The sequence below is a fragment of the Arenibacter hampyeongensis genome (assembly GCF_002909255.1).
GTDB lineage: Bacteria > Bacteroidota > Bacteroidia > Flavobacteriales > Flavobacteriaceae > Arenibacter > Arenibacter hampyeongensis.
Map to the genome: position 1 here is coordinate 321,458 of NZ_PIOB01000003.1, position 13,265 is coordinate 334,722.

13 protein-coding genes are annotated in these 13,265 nt (G+C 38.1%); 3 read left to right on the forward strand and 10 right to left on the reverse strand.

Annotated elements, in window-relative coordinates; all coding sequences use genetic code 11:
• Positions 1-114 precede the first annotated feature (114 nt).
• Together CWD91_RS09755 and CWD91_RS09760 are read left to right on the forward strand one after the other, a co-directional pair.
• Positions 115-852 (forward strand): MlaE family ABC transporter permease, encoded by a 738-nt coding sequence (locus CWD91_RS09755; protein WP_103440796.1) that lies wholly within the window; start codon positions 115-117, stop codon positions 850-852.
• Complete coding sequence (locus CWD91_RS09760; RefSeq protein ID WP_103440797.1) at positions 852-1,619, forward strand: ABC transporter ATP-binding protein; 768 nt, start codon at positions 852-854, stop codon at positions 1,617-1,619. Before CWD91_RS09755 ends, CWD91_RS09760 begins: the two co-directional genes overlap by 1 nt.
• Here the strand turns inward: CWD91_RS09760 and CWD91_RS09765 are convergent.
• Genes CWD91_RS09765 through CWD91_RS09775 form a run of 3 tightly spaced genes read right to left on the reverse strand, consistent with a single transcriptional unit; the run spans position 1,616 to position 4,772 of the window.
• Entirely contained in the window at positions 1,616-3,076 is a 1,461-nt protein-coding gene (locus CWD91_RS09765; protein WP_103440798.1) for a DUF389 domain-containing protein, read from the reverse strand. The genes CWD91_RS09760 and CWD91_RS09765 overlap by 4 nt on opposite strands.
• A 2-nt stretch (positions 3,077-3,078) precedes the next feature.
• The gene (locus CWD91_RS09770; RefSeq protein WP_103440799.1) at positions 3,079-4,158 is read right to left on the reverse strand and encodes a mannose-1-phosphate guanylyltransferase; all 1,080 of its coding nucleotides are present in this window, start codon (positions 4,156-4,158) and stop codon (positions 3,079-3,081) included.
• Positions 4,159-4,169: 11 nt separating this feature from the next.
• Positions 4,170-4,772, reverse strand: coding sequence for a SprT-like domain-containing protein (locus CWD91_RS09775; protein WP_103440800.1), 603 nt, complete (start codon positions 4,770-4,772; stop codon positions 4,170-4,172).
• A 190-nt stretch (positions 4,773-4,962) separates the two neighbouring features.
• Here CWD91_RS09775 and CWD91_RS09780 point away from each other — a divergent pair, with 190 nt between their 5' ends.
• A complete protein-coding gene (locus CWD91_RS09780) occupies positions 4,963-6,018 on the forward strand; it encodes an AI-2E family transporter (protein ID WP_103440801.1) in 1,056 nt (351 codons plus the stop codon).
• 11 nt (positions 6,019-6,029) lie between these two features.
• Here CWD91_RS09780 and CWD91_RS09785 read toward each other — a convergent pair whose 3' ends face one another.
• The 7 genes from CWD91_RS09785 to porV form a co-directional block, all read right to left on the reverse strand.
• Positions 6,030-6,671, reverse strand: a complete 642-nt coding sequence (locus tag CWD91_RS09785) for an HAD family hydrolase (RefSeq protein WP_103440802.1) — start codon at positions 6,669-6,671, stop codon at positions 6,030-6,032.
• A gap of 13 nt (positions 6,672-6,684) precedes the next feature.
• A complete protein-coding gene (locus CWD91_RS09790) occupies positions 6,685-7,365 on the reverse strand; it encodes an SDR family NAD(P)-dependent oxidoreductase (RefSeq protein WP_103440803.1) in 681 nt (226 codons plus the stop codon).
• Positions 7,365-8,315, reverse strand: coding sequence for a M28 family metallopeptidase (locus tag CWD91_RS09795; RefSeq protein WP_103440804.1), 951 nt, complete (start codon positions 8,313-8,315; stop codon positions 7,365-7,367). The genes CWD91_RS09790 and CWD91_RS09795 overlap by 1 nt, the downstream gene beginning before the upstream one ends.
• Before the next feature lie 254 nt (positions 8,316-8,569).
• Positions 8,570-10,216: a pyruvate dehydrogenase complex dihydrolipoamide acetyltransferase gene (locus CWD91_RS09800; protein WP_103440805.1), complete on the reverse strand. Its 1,647-nt coding sequence runs from the start codon at positions 10,214-10,216 to the stop codon at positions 8,570-8,572.
• 4 nt (positions 10,217-10,220) lie between these two features.
• Positions 10,221-11,219 carry a pyruvate dehydrogenase (acetyl-transferring) E1 component subunit alpha gene (gene pdhA / locus CWD91_RS09805; RefSeq protein ID WP_103440806.1) on the reverse strand — a complete coding sequence of 333 codons (999 nt, stop codon included), beginning with the start codon at positions 11,217-11,219 and terminating at the stop codon, positions 10,221-10,223.
• Positions 11,220-11,529: 310 nt separating this feature from the next.
• The gene (cdd, locus tag CWD91_RS09810; protein ID WP_103440807.1) at positions 11,530-12,015 is read right to left on the reverse strand and encodes a cytidine deaminase; all 486 of its coding nucleotides are present in this window, start codon (positions 12,013-12,015) and stop codon (positions 11,530-11,532) included.
• An 88-nt stretch (positions 12,016-12,103) separates the two neighbouring features.
• Positions 12,104-13,249 (reverse strand): type IX secretion system outer membrane channel protein PorV, encoded by a 1,146-nt coding sequence (gene porV, locus CWD91_RS09815; protein WP_103440808.1) that lies wholly within the window; start codon positions 13,247-13,249, stop codon positions 12,104-12,106.
• Positions 13,250-13,265: the final 16 nt, after the last annotated feature.

Here is a 13,265-nt window from a genome sequence, read left to right on the forward strand (position 1 = left end):
TTTCATTTTTTTTAAGAAGCAAAAATATATAAATAAAACCTTTAAATTCTAATTGGAAGTTAAATGATTCTTAATATTGTTATTTTTACACTCCTAAGCAATATCACTTATTGAATGAATTACCTTGCATCTATCGGCAGCTATTTTATAATGATCAGGGAGGTTTTTAAGAAACCTACCAAATGGTCCGTAATGAGAACGTTAATTCTAAAGGAGATTGACGAATTGGTCTATGGGTCCATGGGCATTATTATTTTCATCTCTTTTTTTATTGGAGGCGTAGTCGCCATTCAAACGGCATTGAACATTACCAACCCATTGATACCTCGAAATCTGATCGGATTTGCCACCAGACAATCTGTTATACTTGAGTTCGCACCTACTTTTACCTCCATTATTATGGCCGGAAAAGTTGGATCCTATATAACGTCCAGTATAGGTACCATGAGGGTGACGGAACAGATCGATGCTTTGGAGATCATGGGGGTAAATTCATTGAATTATCTGGTATTTCCAAAAATAATAGCCATGCTGTTTTATCCATTTGTAATTGCAATAGCTATGTATGTTGGGATATTTGGAGGATGGACCGCTGGTGTTTTTGGCGGTTTCAGTTCAAGTGCCGACTTTGTGGAAGGCCTACAATTAGACTTTATTCCCTTCCACGTAACCTATTCCTTTGTTAAATCGATAGTATTTGCACTACTTATTGCCACCATACCATCCTTTCACGGATATTATATGAAAGGTGGGGCCTTGGAAGTTGGTAAAGCGAGCACTACTGCCTTTGTTTGGACAAGTGTTGTAATTATTATTGTGAATTACATTTTAACGCAATTACTTTTAGGCTAATGATAGAAGTTGACAATATACATAAATCGTTTGGTGACACCCATATTTTAAAGGGTATCAGTTCCATCTTTGAAAAAGGCAAGACCAATTTGATAATAGGTCAAAGCGGATCGGGAAAAACAGTCTTTCTAAAATGCCTATTAGGTCTTTTCACGCCAGACGAAGGTACAATTAGTTACGATGGGAAAATTTATGCCAAGCTATCCGCTAGTGAACAAAGAGATTTAAGACAGGAAATGGGGATGGTTTTTCAGGGAAGCGCACTTTTCGATTCAATGACGGTCGAAGGCAATGTCATGTTCCCTTTAGGCATGTTTACCAAACAATCCAAATCCGAAATGCAGGATCGGGTAGATTTTGTACTCAAAAGGGTTAACCTAGTTGATGCCCACCATAAATTTCCGTCGGAAATATCTGGGGGTATGCAAAAAAGGGTTGCCATTGCAAGGGCCATTGTAATGAATCCAAAATATTTATTCTGTGATGAACCCAATTCGGGACTAGATCCCAAAACAGCTATATTGATAGACAATCTTATCCATGAAATTACTCAAGAATACGATATTACCACTGTAATCAATACCCATGACATGAATTCTGTTATGGAAATCGGCGAGAAAATAATATTCCTTAAAAATGGTCTTAAGGAATGGGAAGGCAGTAACAAGGAAATTTTTAAAACTGAAAATGAAGCCGTAACCGACTTTGTTTATTCATCGGAATTATTTAAAAAGGTTCGTCAGATGTATATTGAAGAGCGCAATTAAATTTGTTCTTCCCTTACTTGAATCTTCGAATTCTTTAGCCTTAATCGCAACCAATCCGTTAATTTTTGTGAATCAGTTTTTATTTGCTGGGCAGGTAATCCCTTTTTCCACTGTACATTAAAAACAGGAATGGTATCCAGCTTATTAAAATCTGTTGTAATGGTATAGGAAAAACCCAAAGTGGTTAAATTTTCGTAATTGGCCTTGGCTTCTGCACTTATTTCCTGAAAAGGAATCTGTTGCTCAACAATCTTACTCATTTTGCCTACCTCTTCCTTTAAAACTTGAATTTGTTGTTCCTTACTAAGTAGTTCCGCTTTTTTTGATTCATACAACTCATTAACATACTTCATCTGATCCAATTCTAAATTCTTAGAACCTTGTACAACCTTCAATTCTACATTTTGTAGCTTACTAAAAGTATTTTTTTGAGTATTCCAAGTGGCAATTACATTATCCGGTATAGCTTCGCTCCCCATAAAAACCAATTCTATATAACCATCCTTTCCGTGATTATATTGAATGTCCGTTAAATTCTCGAGATACCTACCTTCCCCTGGCAATTTATAGGGTGCGATATTGTTCGATACAAATTGATTGGCCTCTTTTTTAAACAAGGACTCTTGAAACACATCATAAAATGTAAATCCAGCAGGAATCATTACCAAAATTGCAACAATGGACGCCATTCTTGCTATGAACCTTCTTCGCTGCGAATTGGCATAGCGCACCATTGGAAAACGCAATAATTTTATTACCAAAAAAGTGGCCAACCCAATAAAAATAGTATTTATGGTAAAGAGATACATGGCACCGGTAGCATAACCAAAATTACCAATGGCCAATCCAAATCCCACCGTACACAAAGGTGGCATCAAAGCTGTTGCAATGGCCACACCAAAAATAACGCTGGCGATAGTTCCTTTTTTTGCGCGGGCAATAACCAATGCCAAGCCTCCAAAAAATGCAATGAGAACATCCCTGATATCGGGTTCCGTACGGGCCAATAGTTCTGATGACTCATCCCTCAAGGGGAATAAATAAAAGAATAAAAAAGCGGTTATAACACTTAACCCTACCATTACAGCAAAATTCTTTAAAGATCGTCTTAGGGTATCTATGTCATTGATTGCCAAGGAAAGCCCCATGCCTAATATAGGACCCATTAAAGGGGAAATTAACATAGCCCCTATGACTACAGCCGTGGAATTGGCATTAAGACCAACTGAGGCAATAAAAATGGAACAAATTAAAATCCACGATGTATGCCCTTTAAAAGGAATATCCGCAATTATAGATTCTTTGGTCGCCTCTTGATCAGTATTTTGGCGAATATCGAGCAAATCACTGAGAAATTTTTTCGTGCTGCCCAATAGCCCTTTAAAATCCTTCCTAATGTCTTCCCGGTTACCTTCGACCCCTGACTGGTTATTATCCTTATTAAAATTTTCCTCCATAACTAAGCTATATGTTCCCCAAATTTATCCTTTACCTTAGCAAGTATTTTTTTTATATCCTGTTCCTTTGACTTGGGGTATATCAATAAAACTTCCTCCTTGTCCACTACAATATAATCTTTTAGGCCTTCAATGACTATTATTTTACCTTTTGGGGAGCGTATCATATTCCCTTGGGCATCTTCGGCCAAAACTTGGCAGTTTACCAAAGCATTATTATTGGCGTCCTTGTCCAATTTATCGTAAAGGGAACCCCAGGTACCCAGGTCGTTCCAATCGAAAGTAGCAGGTAGGACGAAAATATTTTTGGAGGGCTCCAAGATCGCATAATCTATGGACACATTATCTGCCTTTGGATAATTTTCAATGATAAATGCCCTTTCCTTGTTAGTATTGTAATAATCCATTCCATTCTGGAATAAAGTGTATTGTTCAGGTTGAAATTTTTTAAAAGCACTTATTATGGTATTCACACTCCACATAAAAATTCCGGCATTCCACAAAAAATTCCCTTGTTTTATAAAATCCTTGGCTGTTTCATAATCTGGCTTTTCCCTAAATTGACGCACATTTTTCAAAGGAGTATCATTTGTCTTATCAAATTCTATATACCCAAAACCTGTATTGGGAAAAGTTGGCTTTATGCCCAAGGTACAAAGGACATTTTCTTCCCCGCACTTATCAAAACAGTCAACGACATCCTTGGCAAATGCTTCCTCATCCTCTATCCAATGATCGCTGGGAGCTACAATCATTAAGGCATCGGGATTCATTTTATGAATTTTTAAGGCCGCATAAAGAATACATGGAGCCGTGTTGCGCATAGCCGGTTCAAGCACTACTTGTTCTTGTCGTATATCCGGCAATTGCTCCATGACCAATTCGTTGTATCTTTCATTGGTCAAAATCAAAATATTTTCTACTGGAATAAACTTGGACAATCTTTTAAAAGTCTTCTGTATCAAGGTATCCCCTGTCCCCAACATATCATGGAACTGCTTGGGATAAGCCGCTGTGCTTATTGGCCAAAATCTGGACCCCACTCCACCTGCCATTAATACGGCATAATAATTTTTATTCATAGCCTTCTACTCTAATCCCTTATTAATTCCACCTCGGCATTGGGCTGAAAAAGATATACCCTGCCAGTAGCTACTTCGATACATTCGTACCGCTTTACCCTTTTGTTTTTCTTTTGAAATAGTTTGCCATTATATATCCTAAAAACACTGCCGTGCGGTAATTCAAAAATATAAGATTTTTCCTTATCCTGAATATCAAATTGTTTTAAGGCCAAAGATAACTTTGCATCCGTATCACTGCTCGCTTTTGGGTTTCTAAAATGCTTGGCCAACATTGGCAAAAGATTGTTTGGAAAGACCTCCGGCCTTAGAAAGGGCAGCATTAAATATTGAAATGTCCTTTTCCATTCCAATCCGTGAGGTTTTATTTTTCTGCCATATTTCTCAAAAGCAACCAAATGTGCTATTTCATGGACCAATGTAATTAAAAATCGATATCTGTTCAGCGTGGCGTTTACGGTAATTTGATGAGATCCATTAGGCATCCTTCTATAATCCCCATGCCTGGTAACCCTCTGATTTACAATCTTTAGGTGTACGCCGTTTTCCTTTATAAGTTCCATACTTAAACCTATGGCCCTTTCAGGAAGATACTTTTCCAAAGTGTCCTGCATAACAACAAAATTAGAAATTTTAAGATCTTAATTGGATTAACATAAGTATTTTATCCACAATAAAGTTAACCTTTGATGAAAAATGGGTTTATAGCCAATATTTACATTTTTATTAACTACCAAAGACAACTTCTTTCCACTAAATTTGCATTCCCAACAATCATAGCAAAAAATAATTATTATACTATATATGAACGATTTAAGAACCACCAATAAGCTACTCCTTATTATCGTAGTACCCTTAGTGTTTTATTTACTAAAACTTCTTTCGTTTATCTTTATTCCCCTTATTTTCTCTATGTTCATTGCATTATTGTTTCTACCAATCATGCGCTGGCTCAATAAAAAGAATGTATCCAAACCAATAAGTATTTTCATTGTATTACTAATTTTCATTGGTGCCTTAAAAGTAGGTGGAGAACTCATTCAACTCACTAGCAAAGAAATACTTTCTGCGGACAACGCCTTTTTTGCAAAAGCAGAGTCCAAATTGGAAGGCTTATTAATAGGTATGGAGGATTATTTAGGCATACCCTATTCCAAGGAAGAAAGCATCATTAACAATATTATCCCCAAAGAAAGTATGATGAAGAACTTTGGGACAACATTGGATTTCATTGGCAATACACTTACCATGATTTTAATGACGGTATTCTTTGTAGTGCTTTGGCTGGCAGAATCCATAAACGTCCAGAAATTAATGAACAATACCATTCTAAAGCAAAAACACACCTCGGTCAAAACATTTGTTAAGGTCGAAAAAGATATTATTAAATTTATTAAGGTCAAATTCTTGGTCAGTCTTTTTACGGGAATCGGATTTGGGCTGGCCTGTGTATTTTTTGACGTGAGCTTTCCAATTTTCTGGGGATTGTTTGCTTTTGCCATAAACTTTGTTCAAATGGTCGGTTCCATTATATCGGTAATACTTTTAGCTCTTTTCGCCTTTGTAGAATTGGAACCTACAAGTACTCTCTTATTCTTTGTGATTTCCATTACCGGGGTACAGGTTTTGTTCGGGTCAATATTGGAGCCGATATTTATGGGCAAATCCTTTTCCATAAATATTATTACCGTATTGGTGATGTTGATGCTTTGGGGATATATTTGGGGCGTACCTGGATTGATAATGGCAATACCAATTACTGTTTTTATCAAGATTATTTTGGAACAGTTCCCGCAAACAAAAATAATTGCAAGTCTCATTTCTGGGAACAAACCGCTAAAAACTGAATTTAAAAAATAAAATGTAGTTAACTACAATTTCAATAAGGATATCAAATCGCTCATTTGTTGAAACGTTCTGGTCACTTGCTTTTCAAAATTGGGATCTTCATTGTGCAGGGCATACCCATAAACATCAAACCCACCGGAGGTTGCTGCCATTGCTCCCTTGTAGGAATCCTCTATTACAAGGCATTCATTTGGCAAAAATCCCATGGTTGCTGACGCATGTAAATAGATGGCCGGATCTGGTTTCCATTTTCCAATATCATAACAACTGAAGATATTGCCATTGAAAAAAGACAATAGACCTGCAGTGTTCAAATTCCTTTTAATTTTTTCCTGCGGTCCACTTGAAGCGACACAAAAAGGAACAGTCAATTTTTCCAAGACCCTGTCAATACCCTCAACCGATTTAAGTTGGGTTGAGAAGATTTGATAAGACCTCCGCCGATATTCACTTTCAAAATCCAATGGCAATGATTTTTGGATCATGGCCTCAACCTGTCTGATGCTGTCCATTAGAAAGCCTCCTTTGAAATGCTGCATGGCGTAGGAAATATCTATATCAGCACCGTTTTCATTAGCCATATCCACAAACACTTGGTTACCTAGTACCTCACTATCTACCAGCACCCCATCACAATCGAATATTATACACTTGTATTCTTTCATTAGCTAAAGTTGATTAAGGCGTGGAATTGGACACCTGCAACAATTTACCATTGTAAAGTTTATTTCCTGTAAGTGCAAAATCCCTAATATAGTTTGCCATTTCCAAAGCGGTGGTCGGCGCCTGATATCCTGGAAAAGCTTCTTCCAACATTTCCGTCTGTACCGCCCCTAGGGCCAACACATTAAAGGACGGTCCCGAATCCTTAAACTCTTCCGCCCATAATTCAGTCATTGTAATTACGGCCCCTTTACTGGAACTGTAGGCAGATAATCCAGGGAATTTTACGCTGCCCTGTACCCCACCCATAGAGCTTATGGTAACCACATGCCCAGATTTGGGCATTAAGGGAATTATTCTTTTGGTAATACTTGCCACTCCAAAAACATTGACCTTATACACCTCTTCAAATTCTTCCATGGAGGTTTCCAAAAAAGGCTTGTTCAATAATTTTCCTGCATTATTTATGAGGACATCTACCTGATTCCAGTTGTTTTTTAAGAAAGAATCCAACTGTTCATAATCCAACATATTGGCCAGATCAAACGAAAAACTAGAAATATTGGCATGCCCCAGTGCTGCTATAGGCGTATTATTTCTTGACAGTGCCAATACCTTGTGTCCGTCATTGGCAAACAACTGTGCCAATTGAAAACCAATCCCCCTGCTACATCCCGTAATTACAATATTTGCCATTATTTGTATTCTATCTCCCTGATAGGGGCATTAATAATATCCTTTAAAACTGGAATAGTTTTATTTACCAATAAGGCCATATGGTCAAAATCCATTATAGAAACCTCATCACCAACTTTATGGTAGTGGTCGAAATTGGTAAAATCGAAGGTACAAAAGGTTTGGGAAGGAACCCCAAACTCTGTATGAAACGGATAATTATCAGATCTTTGAAACAAGTTGAATTCTTTTGCCGTTGGGAGAAATCCAACCAATTTCTCTTTGGCATAGCCGTTGCATATATCTGCCAAATTAGATTCCTCATACCCTGTTACATACATGAAATAATCTTTCCCCACCAAAGGAACTCCGACCATTTCGAAATTAAGCATGGCATATAGGTTTAAATTTTGTTCCTTGAGCTTTTTAGCCAAATGCTTAGACCCCAAAAGCCCCTTTTCCTCAGCACTGAACAGGACTAAAATTATGCTTCGCTTATTCTTTCCAAACTTCCCAAAATAACGGGCAAACTCCAAGACCGCAGTGGTTCCCGAAGCATTATCATTGGCGCCATTGGCAATATGATCCCCGGACACTGGGTCAGCAGTACCTATGTGGTCATAGTGCGCCCCAATTATAACAAATTCATTTTTTAATTTTTTGTCCGTACCTTCAATATAACCCACTACATTATAAGCTGGTTTTTCAAAATTGGTCAATGTATCCCTGTAACTTTCAAAATAGGGCTTAATTCCGTTATTTCTGAAAACTCCCTCTATATACTTGGCAGCCATATCTATTCCTTCAGTACCTGCTTCCCTTCCATTTAGATCATCAGAGGCCAAATATGTTAATATCCCACCAACTCTTTCATCTGTAGAAAAATGCGATACGCTAGCGGTCTGATCAATTTTAGCGCCACCACACCCAATTATAACAGAAAGGATTGCAATACAAATTATATTTTTCATAGAATGATTTTTAATCGTTAAACAAATTGAAAAAATTGATCATTATTCCTATATGAACATGGAAGCACCATAAAAAATTAGGAGTAGCCCAAATGACCAATAAGAAATGATATTGTTCTAAAGTGAAAAGCATCCTGAAATTCAGGATGCTTTTTCTATAATTATTTAAAGACCGTGCCTTCCTGTCATCTATTTTATTTCAGTGATAGGAAAATAATCAACTTAAAATCCATATCAAAATAAAGGCTTTTGGCCTATGCCAACATAGTAACCGGATTCTCCAAGTACGACCTTAATGTTTGTAAGAACTGTGCCCCTGTGGCTCCGTCAACTGTCCTGTGATCACAAGCTAATGTTACCTTCATGGTATTACCAACTACGATCTGCCCATTTTTAACAACTGGTTTTTCGACAATTGCGCCTACCGATAGTATTGCCGAATTAGGCTGGTTTATAATCGAGGTGAATTCAGAAATTCCGAACATCCCCAAATTGGATACCGTAAATGTACTGCCTTCCATTTCTGCCGGACTAATTTTCTTATTTCTAGCCTTACCAGCCAAATCCTTAACCGAAGCACCTATTTGAGTAAGTGTCATTTGGTCGGCAAATTTCAGTACCGGCACCAATAAACCTTCATCAACGGCAACGGCAACACCTATATGTACATGCTTATTATATCGGGTGGTTTCATTGTTCCATGAGGTATTTACTTGCGGATGCTTTTTTAATGCCATTGCACAAGCCTTTACCACCATATCGTTGAAAGAAACCTTGGTATCTGGCAAAGCGTTTATTTGTTCTCTTGAAATCTTGGCATAATCCATATCCACCTCAATGGTCAAATAATAATGTGGAGCGGAAAATTTGGATTCTCCCAAACGCTTGGCGATTACCTTGCGCATTTGTGAGTTCTTCACTTCTTCAGTTCCCTCTTGACCTACGGGCAAATTAATAGGAGCCGCAACAGCAGCTTGAGTAGATGCAGCCTTATCCTGTGCAGGAGTAGCTTTATCGGCAGTTTTTTGTTTTGGCTGATAATCCTCAACATCTTTTTTAATAATCCTACCTTGATCACCACTACCTTTAACTTCCCCTAAATTAATTCCTTTATCTTGAGCGATTTTCTTTGCCAAAGGTGAAGCAAAAATTCTTTGACCATCATTGGTGACAGTTGCAGCAGATTCATGGCCATTAGTAGAGGTACTTTCAGACTTTTTAGTTACTTCAGGCGTACTATCTGCTTCTTTAACAGAACCTGATCCGGCACTCAATACAGCATCAACATCTGTACCTTTTGGACCTATTACAGCTAGTACAGAATCTACAGCTGCAGTTTCCCCTTCATTAATTCCAACATATAATAAGATACCCGAATAAAAAGATTCAAACTCCATAGTAGCCTTATCGGTCTCGATTTCGGCCAGAATATCCCCTTCTTCAACTTCGTCACCAACTTTCTTTAACCAGGTAGCCACTGTACCCTCCTCCATAGTGTCGCTAAGGCGAGGCATCTTTACAATCTCTACCCCTTCAGGAATTTCAGCGGCTCCACTATTTGCTTTCGGAGCATCCGTTTCAACCTTCTCGGGTGCAGCGTCCACTTGTTTTTCATCCTTGGCATCTGAGGACGAATTATTCAACAATCCAGAAATATCTTCTCCTTTTTCTCCAATTATGGCCAAAAGTGAATCTACCGGTGCCGTATCACCCTCCTTTATTCCAATATATAATAAAGTTCCTTCATTAAAAGATTCGAACTCCATGGTAGCCTTGTCGGTTTCAATTTCCGCCAATATATCACCTTCTTCTATTTTGTCCCCTACTTGTTTTAGCCACTTAGCAACAGTCCCTTCTTCCATGGTATCGCTTAGTCTTGGCATATTTATTACCTCTGCCATTTACTTATATTTTATGTTGTACAAATGGATAGTCTTCTTGATCGTATACCATGTCATATAATTGGTTTACAGGTGGATAATCTGATTCGTCTGCAAATTTTTCACACTCGATAACCGACTTTTTCACCCTAGCATCAATTTCCTTTATCTGTGCATCCGAAGCATATTTATTGTCTTTTATTACAGTCAATACTTGGGATATTGGATCAATCTTCTTGTATTCCTCAACTTCCGCTTTGGTTCTATAATGCTGTGCATCGGACATGGAATGACCTCTATACCTATAGGTCTTCATTTCGAGAAATGTTGGTCCTCCCCCAGATCTGGCACGCTCAATAGCCTTACTCATTTCCTTTGCCACCGTTACTGGATCCATTCCGTCTACTGGTCCACAAGGCATTTCATATCCCAATCCCAATTTCCAAATTTCGGTTGAATGTGAAGTCCTAGCCACTGATGTCCCCATGGCATAGCCATTGTTCTCACAAACAAAAACAACCGGTAATTGCCAAAGCATTGCCAAGTTAAAACTTTCGTGAAGAGAACCTTGTCTAACGGCACCATCACCCATATAACACAAGGTTACGGCATCCCTCTTAAAATATTTATCGGCAAAAGCCAATCCTGCGCCTAGTGGAATTTGACCCCCTACGATGCCATGGCCTCCATAAAATCGATGTTCTTTGGAAAAAATATGCATAGACCCTCCCATTCCTTGGGAAGTACCGGTAACTTTACCATAGAGTTCTGCCATAACTTTTTTGGGATCAACACCCATCCCAATTGGCTGAACATGATTCCTATAGGCGGTAATCATCCTGTCCTTGGTTAGATCCATTGCATGCAATGCTCCTGCAAGAACAGCTTCCTGTCCATTGTAAAGATGTAAAAATCCACGAACTTTTTGTTGAATGTATACTGCAGCAAGTTTATCTTCAAACTTTCTCCAGAACAGCATGTCCTCATACCATTTAAGGTAGACCTCTTTGGTTATTTTTTCCATTAATTGATAATTTATGTAGTATTTCGCATTTATCAAAAACAAGTTTTAGATAAAAATGGAAAACAAAAATACATATATAAATCAATAGGAAAAAAAATTAAATCAAAAGCTTCGCATAAAGCAATTATATACAACAAAATTGGGAATAGTTGAGAAATGCTTAAAATTTCAAAGTCAATTACCAAAGGGCATATCCAAGAGGCATCGGATGGAATCAACTGACAACATTTCTACGCCCGAACAGAACAGGCGGGCAAGTGTAGGAGCATTCAAATCTCACTTAGTGAGTAAAATACTGCAATTTATAAATCTAACCAAGAAAGGCACTATTGAAAGCCAAAGGAAGTATGTCGGCAACAGAGCTACATTTTAACACATCCCCTGTTTCCCCGGACATAATTATCGATATTGGCTGAAGTTGCTTTATTTCATATTCCGAAATTGACTGCCTGCAATTCCCACAAGGGGCAGCAGGTTTATTTACCACAAAATTTTCGGAGGTAGCGCTTATGGCTATTGTCTCAATGGCAATTCCAGGGTATTTTGCAGAGGCGTAAAAAATTGCCACTCTTTCCGCGCATAGACCAGAGGGGTAGGATGCATTTTCTTGATTGTTACCCGTAACAATTTCACCGTTTTCCAATAAAACGGCTGCACCAACATTAAATTTTGAATAAGGGGAATAAGCTTTTTTCCTAGCTTTCACTGCCTCTTTCATTAATTCCCGATCATGCTCCTCCAGTTCTTGGATAGATCCATAAACCTCAAGGTCAAACGATATCCTTCTTATATTCATATTTAAACAATGCTATACAATTAGGTAAAAATAAACAAAACCTGCCAGTAGGCAGGTTTTGTTTATAAGCTATATCATATATATTAATCTAATCATTCAAAAATTCCTCCCCTAAATTAAATGTAAGGGAAAATCTCAAAGTATTCTCCAGTGGATTTCTCACCTTGGAGGAAGAGAATAAATAGGACAGATCAACCTGGGCCGATTTAAATCTAAATCCAGCACCCAAGGTGAAGAATTTTCTTGATCCTTTTAGATCACTTTCGTTAAAATACCCTGTTCTTAACATAAATGCATTTTGATAGGTGTATTCCGCTCCAAGTGCCCAGGTAAGTTCCTTTAACTCCTCACTAAATCCATCCGGTGCATCACCGAATGACTTAAAAACTCCTTCAAAAAAAGTAGTTTGCTGGTATTCATCATTATCGGTTCCGTCAATGACGCCATCATTATTATAGTCTTGTGGTGTAGGCACCAACAGTTTATTAAATTCCGTCGTAAGCCCCAGCACATTATCCTGATCCAGGATAAGGTCAAATCCAATACCTGCTTTCAAATTCGTAGGAAGAAAATTTTCTTGCCCGGCGTCGTCATATTTCAATTTGCTCCCAAGGTTTGAAATATTAAACCCTGCCCTCCAGCGGCCATCAAAACTATTGTAGGCTATTTCCCGTGAGCGATAATAACCGGAAACATCCACCGCGAACGAACTCGCTGCCTTGGAATCCTCACTGCCATTATCCGGTAATTTAAGATTTGAGCTTATGAAGCGACCTGATACGGCCATTGAAAAGGTCTCACTAAGTTTTAAAGAATAGGAACCGTCAAAAGCAACTTCATTGGGTTTGGCCAATCTTGCTTGATCTCCTGCAAATTGTCTAAGTTCAATTTCCCCTAAGGTAAAATATCTAATTCCAAAAGCAAAAGCACTTCGATCATTGATTTTACTATGAAAATTGGCACTTAACAAGGCTATATCCGTAATTATACTTTCCAAATAAGGGGTATAGCTCAACCCAATTCCCATTTTTCTTTCTGCAAATGCAAATTTAGCCGGATTCCATTGTTGTGAGAAGGCGTCTGTAGACGTTGCGACCCCCATATCTCCCATACCGGATGCCCTAGCGTCTGCGGCAATGGTCAAAAAAGGTACAGCGGTTGTTATTACCCTATCTTCCTGTGCAGAAACTTTACACACCAAGAAAAGTAAGAAAAGTAGTGATAATTTTTTCATTTTTACTTGTTATAAT